This is a genomic window from Aquibacillus sediminis (genome assembly GCF_005870085.1).
Taxonomy (GTDB): domain Bacteria; phylum Bacillota; class Bacilli; order Bacillales; family Amphibacillaceae; genus Aquibacillus_E; species Aquibacillus_E sediminis.
The window spans coordinates 95216-117893 of record NZ_SZNM01000008.1 but is presented as its reverse complement, the minus strand read 5'-3'; the positions used below and the strand labels follow the sequence as shown (position 1 = coordinate 117893).

Genomic DNA, 22678 nt, shown 5'->3' with positions numbered 1-22678 from the left:
TTTAATCTGAGCTTTTTTTGCTGCACTATTGTTTATAAAAAGTAGTTGCTACTTTGCTTTCACCAGTTAAATAATGACGAATATGGTTACTAAACATTTCAAGAATTGGCATATTCGTTTTTATAATATCGATTAAATGACTATGATCCACTTCTGTATACTCTTTTACTAATGGTGTACGTAAATCAATCACCTGCTTATAGTGATCTGCTTCCTCACTTGGTAACACCTCTTCATCAACAAGGATATCGATAATATCATAAAAACTTCCAGGGTCTCTCATAATAAATCCATCAATCATCATATTCCCAACATCAAGCATCGACTCGATTACCATATGTACAATTCGCTCTAAAGCTAGTTTTTCAACTGTTGTTTCATAGTGATAACGATGAAATTCCTGTAACAAGTCATCCATATACTGCAGTGTTTGCTCAATTTGATTTCGGTCGACAAAATACATGGTTCATTCCCCCAATAAATTAGGACTTTCCTTTATCATAGCATACCCTTGTTTGAATTTGCAGAAATAACAACATTGAGGCATATAATTATGCTCCCCTTTTTAATAAAGAGGCTGTGTTCTAAAATTTTGATGCTTATGTGAGATTTAACATAAACTCCGACGTAACTTTATCATGATTCCTTCCATTCTTAATAAAATGAGTGGTGTTATTGTCGCTGCTGAAATACACTACGCTTTGGTGTGTGTATCGTAATTTTATAGCTTTTTGCTTGATTTTATGACACAGAATCAATTTTCTCGTAAGTAACAATGCACTCAGACTCAGCTATTGCTTTAGGTATCTTATCTGACGTTAATCAGAACACCACTACAGCGTAGGTAGAATACGGAGACTCCTCGAAAATAAAAATCAATTTTCTTCGTGCGATGTAACGCTGCCGCAGCCTTCCTTGTCCTATGGGAACAGCGCGAGCCGAAGATCCACTTGGTAAAGTGGGGTTCTTTACCAAGTTAGCTGAGGCCGTGCCCATGGAAAGCGGAGGATTCTACCGAAGCGATCGTTTAGCACTCAATTAAAATCAGGAAAAGTAATTTTACAAAAATTAGTTACGTCGGAGTTACTCTCAACTCCGACATTTCGTAAAGCTGTCCAATAGCCGTTAATAAAAATTCGAATTCATAAGAAAATGCGATTTCGGAAAAACTATCGGAAAAGGAGGCATACTCATGTCAGAAAAAGACAAAAGAAAATACTCTGATTTTTCAAATGTGGAGGATCAAAGAAATTTCTTAGTACCAGAACAAATGCCTGAAGGTCCCTATGGGTCACCGATTAATAAAGATAAATTAGTAAACAACAAAAGTACGCCATGGAAAGAAGGTCAACGTTACCATAGTGCCTTTAATTATCCTAATAAAGACTTACATGAAGATTTACCTAGACAAGTTGATAACGCCCATCCACTTCATGATCATACAGGTGATGTAAAACCTGAAGAAGAAGAACAATGAAAAAACTACCCTGTTTCTGGGTAGTTTTTCTACAATTAATTATTTATCAATTCGCTTCAATACAAAATAAGCACAACCAAAATTACAATATTCATACAAGTAGTCATCAAGGGTACTAATTTTTGTATCAAAAGAAGCTTTCGGATTTTGATCATCGTAAAATCCTTTTAGACGCAATTGTTCATATCCCCAGTCCCCAACAATAAAATCATATTTATGTAATATCTCGCTATACCTCTCTTTAAAAACATCAACATGAAAGCCACTTTTTTCTTCTTCAATCACTTGATAATGATTCCCTTGCACTTCAATCATCTATGCTCACTCCTTAGACTGTCCTTATTTTATCACATTTACAGAACATTTCCACAGTTAATCATTGATTCTCCTCTAACGGAAATATCTTCTTGCATGGTTATCACAAACTAAACCAAACTAAAAATGGGGAAAGTTTTAGTTTGGAGGAGGGAGAAAATGAATACAAATAAATTGCTAATCCCTGCTTTGTTATCATCAAGTTTATTAGTGGCAGGCTGTGGTACAAATAACCAAGCGCAGAATGAAGAATTTGGTGGTAACGAATTTGATCAACCTCATCGTTCAAATCAACATGTTGATGAAGAAATAAGTTCGAAATTAGGTTATGTCCGCTATAGTAAAGACGAGGTGGACATGGATGCAGAGCAAAACAGAAATGTTTTATCAATCGATCGTGATCAATTAGCAGACGCCATCTCAAAAATGGTTTTACAATATGATGATTTTGATAATGTCGCAACACTTGTTACAGATGACGAAGTATTAGTTGCTTATAACAAGCCCGACGATCTAGATCGTGAAAAAGCAGCGACGATGGTAAGAAAAACTGCTATGTCAGTTGTGCCTCGTTTTTACCACGTGTACGTTTCAGATAAACCTGTTACTTTTAGAGATATACAAAGTTTACAAAATTCAAACACAATGAATGATGATTATGAAAATGCATTAGAGAATATCATTGATGATATGAAAGAGTCGCCCCAAGGAGAAAACGTATACGAAGAGACAGAACGTTATGATTAGTTAAATATATCAACGCGCCCTTCCATATGTTCGTGGATAGGGTGCTTTTTCCAATTATTAATACAGGAAATTCGTGCACACTACTGACTAATAGCATTTATAGGAGGTGAGCTAACGATTGCTCCAACTCATACGCATCCTAATGATTTGTTTTTTGTCGTGTTTACTTTTTAGTTCACCAATTCTTGCTAATGAAGAAGAAAACGCTGACGAAAAACGATTAGATTTATACAAAAAGACAGAAGCCATCACACAAATTCCTTGGTATTATTTTGCAGCAATTGACCAATATGAAAGTAATACCCAAGAAGAAACGGCATCAGATGGGGTAATTTCCATTACCATTCCAGAAAATAAATGGTATGGATTAGCGAATCCAAGCAAACAAAATAAGCCGTTCTGGATTGCAATGTTTGACGGTTTTGGTCAAGATGGGAATGGGGATGGTTTAGCAGAACGTACGAATGATGAAGACATCCTTCACAGTTTTGCCCATTATATTGAAAAGCATGGAAAAACAAAGCAAGATATTAAGATAGCACTATGGAGCTACTACCAACGAGAATTAACCGTACAAACCATCATGAATATTGCTAAAATCTTTAAAGAATATGGAACGATTACACTTAACGAAACGGACTTTCCAATACCTAAAGGATATAACTACAGTTACAAAAATACATGGGGAGATGCAAGAGGATTTGGTGGTCGCCGGATCCATGAAGGGACAGATATTTTTGCAAATTACGGGGTTCCGGTCAAAGCAACTACGTATGGTGTAGTTGAATTGAAAGGATGGAACCGTTACGGTGGCTGGCGTATTGGTATACGTGACATTTATAGCCGCTACCATTATTTTGCACACTTAAATGGTTATCAAGACGGACTGGAAATTGGTGATATTGTAGAACCAGGTGACGTCATTGGCTCTGTCGGCGCCACAGGTTATGGACCACCAGGTACTTCTGGTAAATTCCCACCACACTTGCATTATGGAATTTATCAAGATAATGGTTCTACCGAGTGGTCATTTGACCCTTATCCACATCTTAGAAAATGGGAGAAAAAAGCACGTAGTAATTAAAAAAGGATCAGGCTATAGCCTGATCCTTTACATTATTTAGATTTTGATACCTTGACTGCGTACGTAATACTAGCAGCAAGTCCTCCCCATATTATGACGGCTCCCAAAATCGCCATTGTCATAGCACCTGCAGTCATTATTGAGCCACCTCCTTATCTGCCTCATCATCATCCACATCTGATTGTACTTCTTTCTTAGGCCATTTTTTAATGGTTATGAGTGCACCAATAAACATGGCTCCAATTGCAACAAGCCAACCATAATTAAATAAGAAGTCTGTTGGATAACCCTCATAGTTCCTCGATACTTCTGTTCTAAGATTTTGAAGCATCATATAACCAAGTACAATTGGTGTAATCAGACCGATACATACTCTCCACCATGCACCAAGTTTAATATCTGAGACACTATTAGCATGGTTCTGTAGATCTTTTAATGACTTCGCAAACCATGCAATTGCAACAACTTCAAATAAACCAGCTAATGCAACACCATATTGGTTAATAAAGTAGTCAACCGTATCTAATAGGTTTAAACCACCTTGATTTGCATAAGCTAAAGATACAAGTGCAGCAAGTCCTCCACCTAATGTCACTGCTTTTCCACGAGAAATACTAAACTTCTCTTGGACAGCTGCAATATACGTTTCCGAGATTGATATTAAGGATGACAATCCCGCAAGCACAAGAGATGCAAAGAATAAGAAACCAAATAATCCCGCCATTGGCATTTGACTGATGATTTCAGGAAATACCATGAAGGCTAACCCGACACCACCGCCTGAATAAACTTCGCTTACTACTTGACCAGTTTGAGACGCCATGAAACCAATCGTTGCGAAGACTCCAATACCTGCCAACAATTCGAAAGAAGAATTGGCAAAACCAGTAATAAAGGCGTTATTCGTAATATCAGATTTTTTCGGTAAATAAGAAGAATAAGTAATCATAATTGCAAAAGCGATTGATAAACTAAAGAAAATTTGCCCATAGGCAGCAACCCATACATCACCATTCATAATCGTTTCCCAATTTGGTTCAAAGAAAGCATTTAACCCCTCAAGCGCACCATCTAATGTAACAGCACGAATGACGATAATTAAAAATACAACGGCTAATGTTGGAATAAAGATTTTGTTAGCAACCTCAATCCCTTTTTTAACTCCACGACCTAAGAAAAATAATGCAATTGCCCAAACGGCTATAAGCGGAATTAATACATTTGGTACCATTGAACCAAATGTCCCTGCATCGGCTAAATTTAAGAAATCTCCAGTGAAAAATGCTGTGGCATTTTCTGATCCTTCCCAGCTTTGTCCGAGTGAAAAATAAGCATACATGATTGCCCAAGCAATAATAATCGGATAATAAGTGGAAATAACGAAGGAAATAAGGACTTGCCACCAGCCCATCCATTCCATTCCTTTACTCATTTTACTAAAGGCTCTTGGTGAAGAGCTTCGATATTTATGTCCAATTGTATATTCCATAATTAATAATGGAATACCTGCTGTTAGAAGCGCGAATAAATATGGTAAGAAGAATGCGCCCCCACCATTTTCATATGCTGTTGCCGGGAATCGCCAAATATTTCCTAGACCAATTGCAGAACCCATTGCTGCAAGTAGAAACCCAAGACGTGTTCCCCATTGTGAACGTGTTTCCATGTTGTCCTCCCCTTTCAATTTAATTACATTCTTAGGTTAGACGTATGCACGTCCTTTAACTAGAATGTTTTAAATTTTTACTTTTTTCAGATAATTAATAATGATTATTATAACTAGTCCTTTTCATTATGTAAAGAAAAAAGTTTAATTTTTATATAAATTGTTGAAATTTGACGAATCGGAGAATTTTTAGATCAGTTTTCCTTTAATTGTTGTTTTGTCATGGTAACGTGTACTTTATCGTTTCTTCTTTCATTATCCTTCGCTTTTTTTCTAAATCCTGCGTATTTACGCCTTTTCACGCATTATCCAGTACTTTTTATTTCATGCATTGAAGCTGGAGTCTTACTTATGATTGCATAAAAAAACCTCCCAGAAACGGGAGGTTTTTCCTTTAATTTGTTGGATTAATTTTACGTAATGCAAATACTATAATTACAACAATTCCTAATGTTACAATTAATGCTAACAGTGCTTGTCCAGTAAAACCGACAATTAAATACCCTATGATTGAAGCAATAGCTGCAATCATTGCATATGGTAATTGTGTTATGACATGGTCGATGTGATTAGAACCAGCACCAGTTGATGATAGAATCGATGTATCTGATATTGGTGAGCAATGATCACCAAATACAGAACCAGCTAATACTGCTGATAGTGCTGGTAGGATTAAACTAACATCCGTAACCGCAGCAATTTCACCTGCTATTGGTAGCATGATACCAAAGGTTCCCCATGACGTACCTGTTGCTAACGCCATAAAACTTGCAACAATAAACAATAGAACTGGTAAGAATGCTGGATTAATCGATGCATTCGCTACTTGCATAGCCAAATATTCGCCAGTTTCCAAGTTTTCGATTACAGCCCCGATCATCCAGGCTAGGATTAGAATATAAATTGCCGGAAGCATTGCTCTTGTACCTTCCCAAAACACTTTCAGAGAATTGGCCTTAGGTTGTGCCTGTGCCAAATAAAGAACAAATGCAACAATTACTGCAATCAAACTACCAGTAAATAATGATAAATTAACATCCGTATTTTCAAAAATTGGAAGAATACCAACTTGTCCTTCCGTATTTTGTGCTCCAGTTACGATCATCGCACCAATAGTTGCCACAATTAGAGTTGCTAGTGGTGCAACCAAATGGTAAATTTTGCCATTTTGATGTGATGCAAACGAATCCTTTAAATCACCAGGGATTTCCCCTTTATTGCGATCATATAATTCCCCTGTTTCAAGAGCCCTTTGTTCATGTCGCTTCATTGCTCCAAGATTAATGTTTGTAAATGCTATGACAAACACTAAAAAGATTGCAGCAAATGCATACATGTTAAATGGAATCATTTTGACAAAGGCTTCTAACGGTTGATACTGGCTCATGCCTTCATCAGCTAAAATAACCCCTAATGTACCAATGATAAATGCTCCCCAACTTGAAATGGGTGAAATAACGGTAATAGGTGCTGAGGTAGAGTCAATAAAATAAGCAAGCTTCGTTCTAGAAACTTTAAAACGGTCTGTAACAGGACGAGAAACTTGTCCCACTGCTAAACTATTGAAATAATCATCAATAAAAATAATAAGACCTGAGATTGCTGGTAATAATAAGGCACCTTTTCTAGTTTTAATTTTATGAATGGCCCAATCCCCAAATGCTTTACTACCACCTGAAGCAGCCATAAATGCAGTTGTAATTCCTAATAAAATTAAAAATCCAAATAAGTACAAGTTGCCAATACTTACTCCATCTTCTGTAATAAACACATCACGAAATACAACCCATATTTCTTGCAATGATCCAACAATATTAAAATCATGCAGTAATAATGCACCAATAATTACCCCTGCTCCTAAAGATGGCAACACTTTTCTAGTAACAAGTACTAGCACAAGCATGATTAAAGCAGGAATCAGTGAATAAATTGTTCCTTCCATTAGTATTACCTCCGAATAATATTTGGAAATGAAACAGTCAAGCTTATCTATAAGTGAGAATTTTTCATTCAATGATTTACATATGATGGAAAATGGTCACTAAAATCAAACTAACTCTATAATTCAAGGTAAGACTCTTTTGGTAACTGCTGTTGCTTTCTCAAATGTCATAGTTTATCAAAACACGGACGTAACTTTTAAATGAAATTGACTTCTTCCATTTCCTTTTGAAAGAGAGTGCTATCCGATCGCTCCGATTGAATACTACGCTGTTTGTTGTGTCCTAATTGAAGATAGTTGTAAACTAGATGTAAAATTCACATTCACTACTCTCCCAAAAATCATATGCAAAATATCAGCGGAGGAAATACACGGAGACTCCCGAGGCCCGGCAAGGGTTATGCAGGCGTTGTCCGACAAGGACGGTTTTAGCCTGTAATCCTTAAGAACCATCGGTGAGACCCCACAGCGAGGAGGCTCACCAGCCCCCCCATGGAAAGCGTAGTGTATTTCCGCAGCGATTATTTAGCACTCTTTTTAAAGGATGGCGGGAGCTACATGTTTATTGTGACGAAACAACAATCTTTGAGAAAACTGTTTTTAGGCAAAATAAAAAGCAGTGATAGAAAATAACTATCACTGCTTAAATTAAGCAAATTACGTTATCCTCCAATGCGATCAGTAGTTCATCATATAAATCTATATATGACAGTACATTCCTTATTCAGAAATATACCAGCGCAAGGAGCTTGACAGTCTCGTTACACTTCGGCAAATAATCCTTTCACAAATGGCTATGTTGTCATCCTTCCATTTGCTACTCTTATTATTCGCGCCTCTACCTCACCGATCAGATAAGGTCGATCTATTCAATTCCTATGACAGTATACCAATAGAAAGAAGAGAATGCAATAGTTTTATGGCTCTTCTATTGGTATGGAGAAATCTGGCATTTCATCACTATTACCATTATTATAATACATTGGCACATCCCCTTGATAACCAGCACCACCTAATGGAATCGTCTGCTTTATTTCTGCTGGTTCAGAGGCAAACGGAATAATTGTTTGGATTTCAACTTCAATATGCACTAATGGTCGAATATAAATATTATTAATAGATCGTTCAATAACTTCCGTTTCAATTTCGGTACTTACAATCCCAACAACTTCTAAATTAACAGGAATTTTTGGACCTAAATTAGCGAGTAACGGTATATCAAAAATTTGTCCCAAAGGTACTTCGACTAAATTTTCCTTTTCCCTTACCTCGTCAATCCCTCTATCTTGTTCTTGTTCATCAATCTCTACATCTAAAGGCGTTGTAGAATCTGGCACAACACCTTTTTCTAATTGTTTCAAGTAATTTTCTACCCGGTTGTGAATATTGTGCTGAACACGATTTTCTACTGTTCCATTTATCTTGAAACTTTCAACCTCACCATTATCGTTATACTCAAATATAATGAGGTCCTCCACCTGTAATTCTTCATTTAGACGTTTGTTAATCGCAATCCCAATCGCTTGGTTGGCATACTGCTCATTACGAGCTGTAGCAACCTCTAAGAGGACAGGCTTAATTCCTGCATTTACAATTAAGATACTAATAATTGAAAAAATAATGAAAAATACACAAGAAATGAGAAAAACTTGTTTTGCTGGAGGTGGACTAATTGGTTTGTAAGTTCGTCGTTTTCGCATAAAAAAACCCCCTCAACAAACATTATGCGCATTGCGAGGGGGATAGACATTCAATTTTAAGTTTTCTTAAAGCAAATCTTAAAGATCCGTATTGCAGCTTGTTATCACAATATCAAACTGTTCTGATAAATCAAGTTCATAAGGTTCACGTACCGGTTGATTGTTTTCTTTTAAAATTCGAATGATTGGCCGTTCATATAAGTGCGGATTTTGCTTGATTACCACACCACTTCTACCATCACTAAGTTGTAGTGTTAACCCTTGTGGATAAATGGCTATTGTTTTCTTAAATGCTTCAACAAGATTCTTATCAAAAAGTTCACCAGCACCTGCATACAATATTTCTAACCCTTCATGTGGGAGCATGGCATCACGATATACACGATCACTTGTGACAGCATCAAAAACATCGGCAACACCTAATATTTTAGCATAAGGATGCATATCTTTTTCTGTGATCCCTCTCGGATAGCCTGTACCATTCAATCGTTCATGATGTTGATAAGCACAATGAGCAGCCAAGAGTGGAATATTATTCGCTTTCCTTAGATAATTAAATCCCTCATCCGTATGTTTCTGAATAATCTTAAATTCTTCATCCGTTAGTTTCCCTGTCTTCTGTAACACTTCATCAGGTATAAACATTTTTCCAACATCATGGAGCATGGCACCTAAACCGATTTCTTCCATTCGTTTAGAAGGCATTCCCATTTCATTGGCCAGTGCTAACGAATAAATCGTGACATTAACAGAGTGGGAAAATACATAATCATCACTGATTAACACATCTGACAGAATCGAGATTACCTCTTTTCGACCTTTCATTTCACTCATAATATGACTAACCATATCTGCCATCTTTTCTCCAGCTTGTTCAACAAGGAATGAACGTTTCATATAGTCATTATTTTGAATGTCAGTAAAAGAATTTTTCACTGTTTTAACTGCTTCCATCCGTAATTCATCAGAAATTGGGGGTTCAACCATCACATCTTCTGTATGAACATCTTTTATATAAAGGTATGTAATGCCTAATTCCATTAAACGGTTTAACATCCGTTGTGTGAGCTGGATATCCCGTTGAATAAGAACTTGTCCATTATCACTATAAATGGTCTTTGCAAGTTCAGTTCCGGGTTTGATAGATTTCGTGGCTACTAGTCTCATAACTTTCTCCTAACACTTATTCTCCATACTAGTATAAATGATAACAAATAATTCGTCACATCACCACAAAAATCCCCAAATTTCTCCATAGCTCCAGTTACATATAAGATAAAAAGAAAATTTCACCCAGTTGTATTTTGCACTTCCACACTAAGTGTTAGCCTGAACCAATTGTGTAGAAGCGAAAATATACTCCCACTTAAACAAATCCGTTTCATTTCATGTTTTGAAGTGGGAGTTTTACGAACGAACGGTTGTACCGGGATTAAATGGTGGATCACCTCCATTGAAGAATGATCCACTTTATTATTACTTTTCAGCAATTGCGAGCAACGCATCTTTCGTGTTCATACCTTCGTACCATCCATATGTCTCGGCTGCTTCTTTGGTTACCTTATTTAGCGGTGCATCCAACAATTGATCGATTGTTTTCACACCAGTCGCTCGACCTGCTACAATTTTCCGATCTGCTAATTTGTCATTTAGTAGATCTACATCCAAAGCCCCGCACATCACATAACCAACTTCATTCGATATGACCATCAAATTCGTATTAGGTAATTTTACTTGTGTGGCAACAAAGGCTTCCCCATCAATAAATAAAGGTTTGCAAGTAATCATCTATAGATGCACTCCTTTCTCCATTACCAATATATGGAGAAAGAAAATATGTGTGCAGACTTGTTAAAATTTTTGATTTTCAAACATAGAAACGAGTAAATCTCTTAGAAATTCTGGCATATAAAATTGTTTATCCGTTGCTCGAGAGATTTCCGGTAATAATTTTCCAAATGTAAACATATCTGCTGTCGCAACTGAATAAGTTTTATCTGGTTGGATTGGTTCATCATTTATCCTTACCTCTCGCACCTGTTCTTCTAGCCCATTACTAGTGAGGTCAATGTCAATGCCATCATAAACCATTCTTCCAATCACTTCGCCTCTAAAACCAAACCCTTTTAATTTATATTCTTGAAATGTTTTCGTATAACTCGCTCTGATCACTTCCAACAACTCACTCCCACTTAATTGTACAACACAAGGGTTGATGGGATGTGGACAAATTCGATGAATATCCCCATAGCTCACTTTTCCAGCCGGTAAACCATCTAGTATCAATCCTGCATTTAACATCGCTACATCTGCAGTGGTCCAAGCCTTCAAAGTGGCAACGAGACGCTTCATCATTTTTGTTTCCGCAAACCAATTTGCCTTTATTGGTTGATCTATATAGGTAACGGGTTGATTTAGTTGGGATAACGATTGTTGGTAATACTCTTGCAACTGGTGCTCTGTTTGTTCATCTGTTGGTGTCACATCGACTTCGGTCGTGTATGCTTCACTATTTACTAACCGACGCTGTGCGTGGTCCCAAGTTAAAATGACTTCACCTGCGAACTTACCATGTTTACCTGCAGCGGTTAACAATGTATTTCTAATTCGCTCACCATCTCTGATTAAATGATGGGTGTGTCCTCCGATAATCACATCAATTTCTGGATAATATTGTGCAATTTGTTCATCTTCAAATATCCCTAAATGAGATAATAAGATAACAATATCTGTTTCTTCTTTTAATTCATAGATATATTGATTAAGGGATTCTAAAGGAGGGTGGACCGTCCAGCCCAATAAGTGATAAAAAGCATTAAAAGGTGCTGTTAAACCAATCACCCCTATTTTAATCCCACTTTTTGAAGTGAACTGATGGGTTGGCTTTAACCAAGTAGGATTTGCTTCTATCATACTGTCTAGGTTTGCGCAAACAACTTGAAAGTCAGCTTGATCATACAATTGGTATAGGTCAGGATAATCAAGTGTAATGCCCTCGTTATTACCTATTGTGGCAATATCGTAACCTGCAGCATTTAATAATTGCACATTCGTTTTACCCATAGAAGCTTCTGTAATCGGATGAAACCGATCAACATGATCACCATTATCTAACAACCAATAAGATTGTTTTTCTTGTTCCCTTCGTTTTATTTTCTCCTTGAAAAAGCCAACAATGTTTGGCCAATTTTCAAAGTGACTATGTAAATCATTTGTGTAGTAAAAGAATAACTTTTCTTCCATTTTTATACTCCCTTTATCCAATCCCTTGCCAGATTAATCGGATTCCAACCACTATTAATAATACACGTAAGATCCATTCGACCGTCTTACTACCTAAACGTTGATTGAGCTTTGCTCCAATCGTGCCGCCTATCCATGCGCCTGGAATAAACAAAGCTACATATTCCCACGGAACATGACCAAGACTGATGTGTGTAATAGAGCTAATTAAACTAACAAATAAAATCATAAACATGGATGTCGCTGTTGCAATGTGAATAGGAAACTGAAATAACAATACCATAGCAGGAACCATTAATGAGCCTCCTCCTATACCAAACAAACCAGAAAGTATACCAACTAGGCATGCAACAACAAATCCATACAAAATGGAGAATTTGTTCTTTTGTCGTTCACCAACTATACTTTGTTTTCGAACATCTTCTGTACTTGTTGTTACACGTTTTTTAAAGAAAAACACAAAAAACAACAGAAACATAAGCACACCAAAATAAATCGAAAACACTTCAGTATCAACAAATTGATTCAACCATGACCCTAACACACCACCTGGAATACTTGCCGTCATAAATAAAAAAGCACTTCGATAATCAATCCGTTTTTCCTTCATATAGGATAGACTTGCTGATAATGCTGTAAACACCATCACAACCAACGAAACACCTACTACTTGTTGCGGGGTTGCCCATGCAAATAGTTCATGATATTGATTCAAGATTAATAAACTTGGAACGAGGATAAGTCCCCCACCCAAGCCAACAACACTTCCAACCGTTGCCGCTAGAGTTCCAATTAATAAACACCATACAAACACCATGGCAATCCCTACCGTCTTATTATAGAATATACTTTATTTTAGCAGATATTCTACCACTATAGAAAAGAAAAAGAGCCCGACTAACAAGTTCGGACCCTTTTTTATTAATTTAATTAGTCATTATCCAATTGAACCTTCCATCTCGAACTTGATTAGACGGTTCATTTCCACAGCATATTCCATTGGTAACTCTTTTGTAAATGGCTCAATGAAGCCCATTACAATCATTTCTGTTGCTTCTTCTTCAGAGATACCACGACTCATTAGATAGAAAAGCTGTTCCTCTGATACTTTGGATACTTTTGCCTCATGCTCTAATGAAATATTATTATTATAGATCTCATTATAAGGAATTGTATCAGATGTTGATTTGTTATCCATAATTAGTGTGTCACATTCAATATTCGCTCGAGCACCATCTGCTTTACGACCAAAGTTCACAAGGCCACGATAGCTAACTTTCCCACCATGCTTCGCAATCGATTTTGAGACGATCGTTGAAGACGTATTTGGTGCTAAGTGATGCATTTTTGCCCCAGCGTCCTGCAATTGGCCTTTACCAGCTAATGCAATGGAAAGCGTGTTACCTCGGGCACCTTCACCTTTTAAGATAATGGCAGGGTATTTCATGGTTAACTTAGAACCGATATTACCATCGATCCATTCCATTGTTGCGTTTGCATCACATGTTGCACGTTTTGTAACAAGGTTATACACGTTGTTCGCCCAGTTTTGGATCGTTGTATAACGGCAATATGCATCCTTTTTAACAAAGATCTCAACAACTGCACTATGCAAGGAGTTTGTTGTGTAAGTTGGTGCTGTACAACCTTCCACATAATGGACAGAAGCACCTTCATCAACGATAATAAGCGTACGTTCGAATTGGCCCATATTTTCTGAATTAATTCGGAAATATGCTTGTAAAGGTGTTTCTGTTTTCACACCTTTTGGTACATAGATAAAGGAACCACCAGACCAAACTGCTGTATTAAGTGCAGCAAACTTATTGTCAGAAGCCGGTATTACTTTACCGAAATACTCCTTAAATATTTCTTCATTTTCTTTTAGTGCTGTATCTGTATCCTTGAAGACGATCCCTAGTTCTTGCAGATCTTCTTTCAAGTTATGATAAACAACCTCTGATTCGTACTGCGCAGAAACACCTGCTAAATACTTTTGTTCTGCTTCAGGGATACCAAGTTTATCAAACGTATTTTTGATTTCTTCTGGTACCTCATCCCAAGAACGTTCTGATCTTTCTGATGGTTTTACGTAGTACGTAATTTCATCAAAATCTAATTCTGAAAGATCTCCACCCCATTGTGGCATTGGTTTTTTATAAAATTGTTCCAATGCTTTAAGGCGGAAGTCTAGCATCCACTCAGGTTCTTCCTTCATTCTTGAAATCTCTTCCACGACTTTTTTCGTTAAACCTTTTTCAGTACGGAATATCGAAATATCTTTATCATGGAAGCCATATTTATATTCACCAACTTCAGGTGCCTTTTTCGCCATCGTTCATACCTCCTATAAGAGTGATTAACAAACACAGGTGCGCTTACTTCTCTTCATTAATCCCTTTTTCCATTGCCTTCCAGGCAAGGGTCGCACATTTTATTCTAGCAGGAAACTTAGAAACACCTTGTAATGCTTCTGCATCTCCTAACTCTAAGTCATCGCTATCCACATCTTCCCCAAGCATCATTTGGGAGAATGCCCCTGACATTTTTAATGCATCGTCAATAGGTTTCCCTTTTATTGCTTGGGTCATCATTGAAGCGGAGGACATACTAATCGAACAGCCTTCCCCTTCAAACATAGCATCTTCCACTTTACCGTCAGTTACTTGTAAATGCAACTGGATTCTATCTCCACATGTTGGGTTATTCATATCGATCATTAAGGAATCATCTTCTAATTCTCCACGGTTACGCGGATTTTTATAATGATCCATTATAACTTGTCGGTATAACGTATCGAGGTTATCAAAAGACATCTCCGAAATACTCCTTCGTTTTATTTAATCCATCAACTAGGCGATCAATATCTTCTTCCGTATTGTATAAATAAAAACTAGCACGAGCTGTTGCAGTTACATCTAACCAACGCATTAACGGTTGGGCACAGTGATGTCCAGCACGAACAGCAATACCGTCTGCATCTAATACAGTTGCTGTATCATGTGGGTGCACATCATCTAAATTAAAGGTAACCAGTCCCGCTCTTTCTTCCGGTCCAAAAATGGTTATACCATCCATCGTATGCAATTTTTCCATGGCATATGCAGCTAATCTTTCTTCATGTGCTTCTATGTTTTCTAAACCTACTTCGTTTAGAAAATCTATTGCAGCACCAAGTCCGACTGCTCCGGCTATAATTGGTGTTCCACCTTCAAATTTCCATGGAAGTTCTTTCCAAGTAGAATCATATAAGTGAACAAAATCAATCATTTCTCCACCAAATTCAACTGGCTCCATTTCCTCTAGTAAGTGTTTTTTTCCGTAAAGAACACCGATCCCTGTCGGACCACACATCTTATGCCCACTAAACGCATAGAAATCACAATCCAAATCCTTTACATCGACACGAAGATGTGGAATACCTTGCGCTCCATCGACAAGCATCACTGCTCCATGCTGGTGGGCAATGGCCGCAACCTCTTTAATTGGATTAATCGTACCTAACACATTTGATACATGCATCATTGCCACAATCTTGGTTCGATCTGTAATCGTTGCTCTTACATCATCCAAACTGATCGTACCATCTGATTGAAGTGGAATGTATTTTAATGTAGCTCCAGTTGCTTTTGCTGCCTGTTGCCATGGAATAATATTACTATGATGTTCCATATGGGTGATGACAATTTCATCCCCTTCAGTAAGATTACTGCGGCCATAGCTATATGCCACTGTATTAATCGCAGTCGTTGTACCTCTTGTAAAGATGACTTGAGAAGTGCTTTCTGCGTTAATAAAGTGTTTCACTTTTTCTCTTGCACCTTCATATTTATCAGTTGCTCGTGTACCTAATGTATGCACACCACGGTGAACATTGGAATTATCAAATTTATAATAATCTTCTAACGCCTGAATAACTGTTAATGGTTTTTGTGAAGTTGCAGCAGAATCTAAATAGACTAATGGATTACCATTTATTTGTTGATCAAGAACAGGAAATTGTTCTTTGATGGCTTTTACATCCATTAATTTACTTTCCCTTCAATAACTTGGGTTAATTGATTCTTAACAGTTTCAATCGGCATTTCGTTTACAACTGGTGCAAGGAAACCATGAATAATTAATCGTTCTGCTTCTTTCTCAGAAATTCCGCGACTCATTAGGTAATAAAGTTGAATTGGGTCGACACGTCCAACAGATGCAGCATGCCCTGCCTCTACGTCGTCTTCATCAATTAATAGGATTGGGTTCGCATCCCCACGAGCATCCTTGCTTAACATTAGCACGCGTGATTCTTGCTCTGCATTTGATTTTGATGCACCGTGTTCAATTTTACCGATCCCGTTAAATACAGATGATGCACGTTCCTTCATCACACCATGTTGTAAGATATACGCTTCAGAGTTTTTACCAAAGTGTCGGATTTGTGTTGTAAAGTTTTGTGATTGCTTTCCACGACCAACTGTTACAGTTTTCGCATTTGAATTGGAATTATCACCCATTAAGTGTGTGATATTCTCTGCTACTGAATTCCCATCATTCATTCCACCTAATGCCCAATCAATCGTTGCATCACGATATGCTACGCCACGTCGATTGGAATAGACAGTCGTTCCAGCTGCAAAATTATCAACTGCACCATAGGATACTTTCGCATTATCATGGGCAATTACTTCTGTGATGATATTAGCAACTGTTTCCTCTTCCTGATTAGCAGAAATATAATTCTCTACGTAAGTAAGTGAACTATTTTCTTCAGCTACTACAATCACATGGTTAAAGGATGCTAGTGTCGCATCTTCTTGCCAATAGATCGTTTGGATTGGATCTTCAATTACAACATTTTTAGGGACATAGACAAATGCTCCACCATTTACTAATGCCGTATGCAATGCTGTTAGACGATGCTCATCAATCGAAACCGCGTCTTTCATAAAGTATCGCTGAACTAGATCACCATGTTTTTCCAAAGCTGTTTGTAAATCAGTGAAGATTACACCTTTTTCTTCAAGCTCTGATGTCGTTGAGCGATACGCAATCGTTTGGTTCTTTTGAATGAGTAAGTTTTGCTTTGTATTTTCTAAATCAACAAAAACTTTAATTTCCTCAGGCAATTCATCCAATGATTGAATTTGCTCTACTTGTGGTAACTCATGTTTAAATTCACTAAAGTTCCACTTTGTTATATTCGTTTTATCCGGCTTTGGCATTTCAAGCGTTTCCGCTAACTCTAATCCACGTAGGCGCAATGATTTCATCCAATCCGGTTCATTTCGATTATTTGAAAATTCATTAACATAGTCTTTTTCGTATGGTAGCTTCGTATCCACAGTCATACAACCCCTCCTAACTTACGCTTTTTGCTCAACAGTTTCGTCTTCAATGCCTAGTTCGTCTTTTACCCACTCATAACCTTCTGCTTCTAGACGTTGTGCTAGTTCAGGTCCACCAGATTTCACAACTTTACCTTGCATCATAATATGAACATGGTCAGGGGTTACATAATTTAATAGGCGTTGATAGTGTGTAATAATTAAGCAACCGAAATTTTCACTACGTAGTTTGTTAATTCCTTTTGCAACAACTTTCAATGCGTCGATATCAAGACCAGAGTCAATTTCATCTAGGATACCAATTTCTGGTTTGATCATCATAAGTTGAAGAATTTCATTACGTTTTTTCTCACCGCCAGAGAAACCTTCATTTAAGTAACGTTGTGCCATGTTTTTATCCATTTCTAGATAGTCCATTGCTGCGTCCATTTCTTTAATGAATTTCATTAGCGGAATTTCATCGCCTTCTTCACGATGCGCATTGATGGAAGAACGAAGGAAATCAGATGTTGTCACACCACTAATTTCACTAGGGTATTGCATTGCCAAAAACAGACCTGCTTTTGCACGTTCATCTACTTCCATTTCTAATACGTCTTCCCCATCCATTAAAATACTGCCTTCAGTAATTTCATATTTAGGGTGACCCATGATTGCAGAAGCTAGTGTTGATTTACCAGTTCCGTTCGGTCCCATGATTGCGTGGAACTCTCCACCTTTAATTGTTAAGTTCACACCTTTTAATATCTCTTCACCTTCGATTTCAACATGAAGATTCTTAATTTCTAACGTTGATCCAGCCATATAGATACCTCCAAATACTTATTCATAATATTTTTAATGGATTGTCGTCCATTCTCAATCTATTCTCATTACAATCTTATATCATTTCGAATCTATTATCAACAATTTGACCATTGATGTAAGCGCTTTTTAAACAGATTTGTTTAAAAAGTTTATATGAACCATCCTCCCCCTCTTCTATTTTTTAATACTAGAAGTTTGTGTATTGCTATTTCGTAACAATTTAGACATTAGACTTTTTACTAATAGAATGGTGTTACATGCATATAAGTTGTATTATATGAAAAATTGCACATGACTTCCGTCCGTTCTTAATAAGGTTAGTGCTGAACGGCGCTGCGGCAATACACTACGCTTTCCTGTGGGGGGCTGGTGAGCCTCCTCGTTCGTACCTCACTGCGGGGTCTCACCGATGCCACTAGTCCCACGGGAGTCTCCGTGTATTGCCTCCGCTTATTTCCAGTACCCTGAAGTTTTATAGTGCTTTACTTAATAAAAAATATATAATATACCTTTTATGTTAATTAGCAGATGTAACAAAACCTTGCAGTAATTCTTTATTTATTAATTTATAAAGTATTACTTCTATCACTAATTAGAAAACTTAGCAGTGAAGGCAGAATACGGAGACTCCTCGAAAATAAAGACCAATTTCCTTCGTGCGATGTATCGCTGCCGAAGCCTTCCCTGTCCTATGGGAACAGCACGAGGTGAAGATCCCGCAGTGAATATAGGAACACAGGCTAAGGTCGCCACATCCTGTGGCAACGCCTGCGTGACCAACATCCTGTTGGCCCGAGGCCGTGCCCATGGAAAGCGGAGTATTCTGCCGTAGCGAAAGTATTACACTTATTTCAATCAGAATGAAAGAAGGCAAAGTTAATGCATATAATACAACTTATATGCAAATAAAAACACTAATGGGTATGGTGGAATTAAGTGTTTAGCCATCATTAAATACAAAACCCCTTACCACCGTATGGTAAAGGGTTTTATATTGAAATTCAATTATTAACGATGCGCTAAGCGTTTCATTTCATGTCCAACTTGTCGACTTTCAAAATAATTCTTTTCCCGTTCTTGCTCAACTTGTAAACGGTTGGTAAGTTTTCGACTATATTCAGCGAATGCCATTCCATGAGACTGATACATCGCTTTTTCCATTTCCGCAGTATAGTTAACATTTGAACTGATAATAAATCCATCCTTTCTATATTTACATTGAAAATTATAGCAAAGGATGGATCTTTCGACAAAAGCAATTTATTGTACTGAGAAAGGATAATTTCCAGTATGTTCTCTTCTAACAAACATACCATTGCCTTTTGGTAGAATTATTCAAATTTTCCTTCAAATTGTTAGGTTTTCTAACAACATCACTCTTATTTTATTCGACTCCACCGACAGGAACTACTGCTCCGTTGTATGTTTCACTAATGAAAGTTTGAATCTCTTCAGATTGAAGTACTTCCACTAACGTATTTAGTGCTTCATTATCTTTATCTTCCGCACGAGCTGCAACAATATTAAAGTAAACAGAGTCGTCTCCTTCATAGAACAACGCATCATTAACAGGAGTTAGGTCAGCTTCAAGTGCATAGTTTGTGTTAATCGCTACTAATGCGTCCTCTTCCTTTTCATATCCTTCAATAATAAATGCAGGATCAAAATCTGGGTGGAATGTTAGGTTTAATGGATTTTCTACAATATCATCAGTTGTCGCTGTTTGCTTGTCTACCTCTTCATCCAATTTGATTAAACCTTGTGATTCAAATAATGCAAGGATCCTACCATGGTCAGGAACATTACGACTAATTAGTACTTCTGTTCCCTCAGGAATGTCATCAATATTTTCAATATTTTGAGAGTATACTCCCATCGGTTCAATATGAATGTCACCTAAATTGACAAGATCGTATCCTTTCTCTTCCACTTCAGATTCGAAAAATGGAATATGTTGGAAATAGTTTGCATCAATTCTTTCATCCTCTAAATCTTGGTTTGGCAGGACGAACTCTTGATATGGTTCAATTGTTAAGGAAATACCTTCCTCTTCTAATAAAGGTTTTGCTTCTTCTAATACTTCAGCATGCGGTGTACTCGTTGCTCCAACTAAAATCTCAGTTAATTCCTCACCTTCTGAACTACCCTCAGTGTTTTCATCTGCTGGCGCTTCAGACTCTGAGGTGTTGTTGTTTTCGTCTGTTTCTGTCTCCTCGTTGGCAGTTCCACAAGCTGCTAGTACAACAATAAATAATGCTGCGATTAATACTAACCATTTTTTCATTTTGATTGCTCCCCTTTTTTTTATTTTTTTATATTCATTTGCCCATTTATGGTTTGTTTTATGCTGTCATAAATAAAGGCAAATTACTATCCTATTAAAAACTATCTTTTATCAAGTTTGTTAGATATCGTATCGCCAATGAATTGAAATAAAAATACAATGAGTACAATTAAAACGGTACAAACAAATACAACATCAAAATCACGACGAGTAAAACCATAAAAGTAGGCAAAGTCTCCAAGTCCTCCAGCACCGATTACACCAGCTACAGCGGTATAACCAATTAACGCAATTGCTGTGACCGTAATTCCCGAGATGAGTGCCGGCATCGATTCAGGCAATAACACTTTAAAGATAATGGTACTTGTTTTTGCCCCCATTGATTTAGCTGCCTCAATCACACCTTTGTCCACTTCCCTTAATGCAATTTCAACTAATCTACCATAAAATGGTGCTGAACCAATAATTAACGCTGGCAACGCAGCATTTGGTCCTCTAATCGTTCCGACAATGAAGTCTGTAAAAGGAAATAGTAATAATATTAAAATGATAAACGGAATTGCCCGGAATACGTTAACTATTGTAGCAACAATGAAATTAAACGTTTTGTTTTGCCAAATTCCACCACGAGCTGTTAGGTATAAAAGCAACCCTAATAAAATTCCTAATATAAAAGTACCTACTAATGAAAGTAATGTCATATAAAATGTTTCACCCGTTGCGATCCATAAGTCTTCCAGGTCAACATTAGGAAACCATTGATTTACAATTGTTTGCATGTTATCTAGCACTATCCAACACCTCCACTCTTACAGACGTTGAGGTAATATAGTCAATAGCACGTTCCATTTCTTCTGGAGTCCCATCTATATGAACAACTAATGAACCATAGGCGCCTTTTTGAGTCTGCGTGACTTTTCCTTGTAAAATACTAATTTCCATATTTAACTGTCTTGCTACTTGACTTATTAATGCTTGATTTGTCAATTCACCAACGAAATGAAGTCGTAAAATTTTCCCTGACGTATAAGTGCTTGTGATGACCTCTAACGAATCATCCTGAGTTTGATCGCCCATTACTTGTTCCACAAATTTCTTCGTCACAGCTTTTTTAGGATGTAAGAAGACATCTAACACATCGCCTTGTTCTACAACTTTTCCTTCCTCCATGACAGCTACACGGTGACAAATTTTGCGGATTACATGCATTTCATGAGTAATTAAAATAATAGTTAATCCTAATTTTTCATTAATATCGACCAACAAATCAAGAATCGAGTCCGTTGTTTCAGGGTCTAAAGCAGACGTCGCTTCATCACAAAGCAATACTTTAGGATCATTCGCAAGTGCTCGCGCAATCCCAACTCGTTGCTTTTGTCCACCACTTAACTCCGATGGATAAGCATTTTCTCTACCAGCTAAGCCAACCAATTCAATCAGCTCGTCCACTTTTTCTAACCGCTCCGCTTTTGGAATACCAGCTATTTCAAGTGGAAAAGCAATATTTTCTCTAATTGTTCGTGACCAAAGCAAGTTAAAGTGCTGGAAAATCATTCCTATTTCTTGTCGTGAGATACGGAGTTTGTTTTTATCTAACTTCGTAATGTCTTCTCCATTAATTTCAACTTGGCCAGATGTTGGGTCTTCTAATCTATTAATCAAACGGATAAAGGTACTTTTCCCAGCACCACTATAACCAATCACACCAAATATTTCGCCACTATTTATTTCAAGATCTAAGTTTTTTACCGCATGGATATCCGAAGTCTTCGTCGAAAAAACCTTTGATAGGTTTTTAATCGAAATCATTGTTGTCACTCCTTTAGTTCAAATAAAAAGCGTCTTTCTGTTCATGAGAACAGAAAGACGCTTAGGGTTATTCTTTCTTGTTCTCTCATCCATCAAAGCCATCTGTGCTTCGCAGGAATTGGCACCTTTTCAAACGTATTGTTTGACGGTTGCCGGGTTTCATCGGGCCAGTCCCTCCACCACTCTTGATAAGAGATTCAATCACGTTATTCATTTAATAATAAGAGAATTCTAGCATGGCAATAATAAGTTGTCAACTATAATCTTCGCA

At 37.2% G+C, this 22678-nt stretch carries 22 protein-coding genes and 2 riboswitches; of the genes, 3 read left to right on the top strand and 19 right to left on the bottom strand.

Annotated elements, in window-relative coordinates:
- Positions 1 to 25: 25 nt before the first annotated feature.
- Complete coding sequence (locus FCI53_RS10420) at positions 26 to 463, bottom strand: DUF86 domain-containing protein (RefSeq protein WP_138418549.1); 438 nt, start codon at positions 461 to 463, stop codon at positions 26 to 28.
- 729 nt (positions 464 to 1192) lie between these two features.
- Here FCI53_RS10420 and FCI53_RS10415 point away from each other — a divergent pair.
- Positions 1193 to 1477 (top strand): hypothetical protein, encoded by a 285-nt coding sequence (locus FCI53_RS10415; protein WP_138418547.1) that lies wholly within the window; start codon positions 1193 to 1195, stop codon positions 1475 to 1477.
- Between the two features lie 39 nt (positions 1478 to 1516).
- Here FCI53_RS10415 and FCI53_RS10410 read toward each other — a convergent pair whose 3' ends face one another.
- On the bottom strand, positions 1517 to 1792 hold the full coding sequence (locus FCI53_RS10410) for a YutD family protein (protein WP_138418545.1): 276 nt from the start codon (positions 1790 to 1792) through the stop codon (positions 1517 to 1519).
- Between the two features lie 159 nt (positions 1793 to 1951).
- Here FCI53_RS10410 and FCI53_RS10405 point away from each other — a divergent pair, with 159 nt between their 5' ends.
- Both FCI53_RS10405 and FCI53_RS10400 read left to right on the top strand, forming a co-directional pair.
- Positions 1952 to 2539 (top strand): YhcN/YlaJ family sporulation lipoprotein, encoded by a 588-nt coding sequence (locus FCI53_RS10405; RefSeq protein WP_171038136.1) that lies wholly within the window; start codon positions 1952 to 1954, stop codon positions 2537 to 2539.
- Positions 2540 to 2681: 142 nt separating this feature from the next.
- Positions 2682 to 3623 (top strand): M23 family metallopeptidase, encoded by a 942-nt coding sequence (locus FCI53_RS10400; protein WP_138418589.1) that lies wholly within the window; start codon positions 2682 to 2684, stop codon positions 3621 to 3623.
- Between the two features lie 32 nt (positions 3624 to 3655).
- On the opposite strand, the gene FCI53_RS10395 is transcribed toward FCI53_RS10400, so the two are convergent.
- From FCI53_RS10395 to FCI53_RS10320, 17 genes are all read right to left on the bottom strand, one after another.
- Entirely contained in the window at positions 3656 to 3760 is a 105-nt protein-coding gene (locus FCI53_RS10395; RefSeq protein ID WP_138418541.1) for a MetS family NSS transporter small subunit, read from the bottom strand.
- Positions 3760 to 5289: a sodium-dependent transporter gene (locus tag FCI53_RS10390; RefSeq protein WP_138418538.1), complete on the bottom strand. Its 1530-nt coding sequence runs from the start codon at positions 5287 to 5289 to the stop codon at positions 3760 to 3762. The genes FCI53_RS10395 and FCI53_RS10390 overlap by 1 nt, the downstream gene beginning before the upstream one ends.
- Before the next feature lie 394 nt (positions 5290 to 5683).
- A complete protein-coding gene (locus FCI53_RS10385; RefSeq protein ID WP_138418536.1) occupies positions 5684 to 7231 on the bottom strand; it encodes a Na+/H+ antiporter NhaC family protein in 1548 nt (515 codons plus the stop codon).
- A 674-nt stretch (positions 7232 to 7905) separates the two neighbouring features.
- Positions 7906 to 8080, bottom strand: a riboswitch (Lysine riboswitch).
- 68 nt (positions 8081 to 8148) lie between these two features.
- Complete coding sequence (gene yunB, locus FCI53_RS10380) at positions 8149 to 8931, bottom strand: sporulation protein YunB (protein WP_138418534.1); 783 nt, start codon at positions 8929 to 8931, stop codon at positions 8149 to 8151.
- 78 nt (positions 8932 to 9009) lie between these two features.
- On the bottom strand, positions 9010 to 10098 hold the full coding sequence (locus tag FCI53_RS10375; protein WP_138418532.1) for an HD-GYP domain-containing protein: 1089 nt from the start codon (positions 10096 to 10098) through the stop codon (positions 9010 to 9012).
- A 309-nt stretch (positions 10099 to 10407) separates the two neighbouring features.
- Positions 10408 to 10719, bottom strand: a complete 312-nt coding sequence (locus FCI53_RS10370) for a YunC family protein (protein WP_138418530.1) — start codon at positions 10717 to 10719, stop codon at positions 10408 to 10410.
- 63 nt (positions 10720 to 10782) lie between these two features.
- Positions 10783 to 12174: a bifunctional metallophosphatase/5'-nucleotidase gene (locus tag FCI53_RS10365; protein ID WP_138418528.1), complete on the bottom strand. Its 1392-nt coding sequence runs from the start codon at positions 12172 to 12174 to the stop codon at positions 10783 to 10785.
- Positions 12175 to 12187: 13 nt separating this feature from the next.
- Complete coding sequence (locus tag FCI53_RS10360) at positions 12188 to 12991, bottom strand: sulfite exporter TauE/SafE family protein (RefSeq protein ID WP_138418526.1); 804 nt, start codon at positions 12989 to 12991, stop codon at positions 12188 to 12190.
- A 120-nt stretch (positions 12992 to 13111) separates the two neighbouring features.
- A complete protein-coding gene (gene sufB / locus FCI53_RS10355) occupies positions 13112 to 14509 on the bottom strand; it encodes a Fe-S cluster assembly protein SufB (RefSeq protein WP_138418523.1) in 1398 nt (465 codons plus the stop codon).
- A gap of 43 nt (positions 14510 to 14552) precedes the next feature.
- Positions 14553 to 14990, bottom strand: coding sequence for a Fe-S cluster assembly sulfur transfer protein SufU (gene sufU, locus FCI53_RS10350; protein WP_138418521.1), 438 nt, complete (start codon positions 14988 to 14990; stop codon positions 14553 to 14555).
- The gene (locus FCI53_RS10345) at positions 14980 to 16200 is read right to left on the bottom strand and encodes a cysteine desulfurase (protein WP_138418519.1); all 1221 of its coding nucleotides are present in this window, start codon (positions 16198 to 16200) and stop codon (positions 14980 to 14982) included. Before FCI53_RS10345 ends, sufU begins: the two co-directional genes overlap by 11 nt.
- On the bottom strand, positions 16200 to 17510 hold the full coding sequence (gene sufD / locus FCI53_RS10340; protein WP_138418516.1) for a Fe-S cluster assembly protein SufD: 1311 nt from the start codon (positions 17508 to 17510) through the stop codon (positions 16200 to 16202). The genes FCI53_RS10345 and sufD overlap by 1 nt, the downstream gene beginning before the upstream one ends.
- Positions 17511 to 17525: 15 nt before the next feature.
- Complete coding sequence (gene sufC / locus FCI53_RS10335; RefSeq protein ID WP_138418514.1) at positions 17526 to 18311, bottom strand: Fe-S cluster assembly ATPase SufC; 786 nt, start codon at positions 18309 to 18311, stop codon at positions 17526 to 17528.
- 1011 nt (positions 18312 to 19322) lie between these two features.
- Complete coding sequence (locus tag FCI53_RS21435; protein WP_171038132.1) at positions 19323 to 19463, bottom strand: YuzK family famiily protein; 141 nt, start codon at positions 19461 to 19463, stop codon at positions 19323 to 19325.
- A 235-nt stretch (positions 19464 to 19698) separates the two neighbouring features.
- Positions 19699 to 20598 carry a MetQ/NlpA family ABC transporter substrate-binding protein gene (locus FCI53_RS10330; protein WP_138418512.1) on the bottom strand — a complete coding sequence of 300 codons (900 nt, stop codon included), beginning with the start codon at positions 20596 to 20598 and terminating at the stop codon, positions 19699 to 19701.
- A gap of 101 nt (positions 20599 to 20699) precedes the next feature.
- Positions 20700 to 21368 carry a methionine ABC transporter permease gene (locus FCI53_RS10325; protein WP_138418587.1) on the bottom strand — a complete coding sequence of 223 codons (669 nt, stop codon included), beginning with the start codon at positions 21366 to 21368 and terminating at the stop codon, positions 20700 to 20702.
- 10 nt (positions 21369 to 21378) lie between these two features.
- Complete coding sequence (locus tag FCI53_RS10320) at positions 21379 to 22407, bottom strand: methionine ABC transporter ATP-binding protein (RefSeq protein WP_138418510.1); 1029 nt, start codon at positions 22405 to 22407, stop codon at positions 21379 to 21381.
- 82 nt (positions 22408 to 22489) lie between these two features.
- A riboswitch (SAM riboswitch) is annotated at positions 22490 to 22602 on the bottom strand.
- Between the last annotated feature and the right edge of the window lie 76 nt (positions 22603 to 22678).

Excerpts from the sequence above, each read along its gene's own strand:
- sufC (WP_138418514.1), bottom strand. The coding sequence starts at position 18,311 with ATGGCTGGATCAACGTTAGAAATTAAGAATCTTCATGTTGAAATCGAA.
- FCI53_RS10360 (WP_138418526.1), bottom strand. The coding sequence starts at position 12,991 with ATGGTGTTTGTATGGTGTTTATTAATTGGAACTCTAGCGGCAACGGTT.
- FCI53_RS10385 (WP_138418536.1), bottom strand. The coding sequence starts at position 7,231 with ATGGAAGGAACAATTTATTCACTGATTCCTGCTTTAATCATGCTTGTG.
- FCI53_RS10345 (WP_138418519.1), bottom strand. The coding sequence starts at position 16,200 with ATGGATGTAAAAGCCATCAAAGAACAATTTCCTGTTCTTGATCAACAA.
- FCI53_RS21435 (WP_171038132.1), bottom strand. The coding sequence starts at position 19,463 with ATGTATCAGTCTCATGGAATGGCATTCGCTGAATATAGTCGAAAACTT.
- FCI53_RS10375 (WP_138418532.1), bottom strand. The coding sequence starts at position 10,098 with ATGAGACTAGTAGCCACGAAATCTATCAAACCCGGAACTGAACTTGCA.
- FCI53_RS10370 (WP_138418530.1), bottom strand. The coding sequence starts at position 10,719 with ATGATTACTTGCAAACCTTTATTTATTGATGGGGAAGCCTTTGTTGCC.
- sufB (WP_138418523.1), bottom strand. The coding sequence starts at position 14,509 with ATGGCGAAAAAGGCACCTGAAGTTGGTGAATATAAATATGGCTTCCAT.
- FCI53_RS10410 (WP_138418545.1), bottom strand. The coding sequence starts at position 1,792 with ATGATTGAAGTGCAAGGGAATCATTATCAAGTGATTGAAGAAGAAAAA.
- FCI53_RS10330 (WP_138418512.1), bottom strand. The coding sequence starts at position 20,598 with ATGAAAAAATGGTTAGTATTAATCGCAGCATTATTTATTGTTGTACTA.
- FCI53_RS10390 (WP_138418538.1), bottom strand. The coding sequence starts at position 5,289 with ATGGAAACACGTTCACAATGGGGAACACGTCTTGGGTTTCTACTTGCA.
- FCI53_RS10415 (WP_138418547.1), top strand. The coding sequence starts at position 1,193 with ATGTCAGAAAAAGACAAAAGAAAATACTCTGATTTTTCAAATGTGGAG.
- yunB (WP_138418534.1), bottom strand. The coding sequence starts at position 8,931 with ATGCGAAAACGACGAACTTACAAACCAATTAGTCCACCTCCAGCAAAA.
- FCI53_RS10365 (WP_138418528.1), bottom strand. The coding sequence starts at position 12,174 with ATGGAAGAAAAGTTATTCTTTTACTACACAAATGATTTACATAGTCAC.
- sufD (WP_138418516.1), bottom strand. The coding sequence starts at position 17,510 with ATGACTGTGGATACGAAGCTACCATACGAAAAAGACTATGTTAATGAA.
- FCI53_RS10320 (WP_138418510.1), bottom strand. The coding sequence starts at position 22,407 with ATGATTTCGATTAAAAACCTATCAAAGGTTTTTTCGACGAAGACTTCG.
- FCI53_RS10420 (WP_138418549.1), bottom strand. The coding sequence starts at position 463 with ATGTATTTTGTCGACCGAAATCAAATTGAGCAAACACTGCAGTATATG.
- FCI53_RS10395 (WP_138418541.1), bottom strand. The coding sequence starts at position 3,760 with ATGACTGCAGGTGCTATGACAATGGCGATTTTGGGAGCCGTCATAATA.
- FCI53_RS10400 (WP_138418589.1), top strand. The coding sequence starts at position 2,682 with ATGATTTGTTTTTTGTCGTGTTTACTTTTTAGTTCACCAATTCTTGCT.
- sufU (WP_138418521.1), bottom strand. The coding sequence starts at position 14,990 with ATGTCTTTTGATAACCTCGATACGTTATACCGACAAGTTATAATGGAT.
- FCI53_RS10405 (WP_171038136.1), top strand. The coding sequence starts at position 1,952 with ATGAATACAAATAAATTGCTAATCCCTGCTTTGTTATCATCAAGTTTA.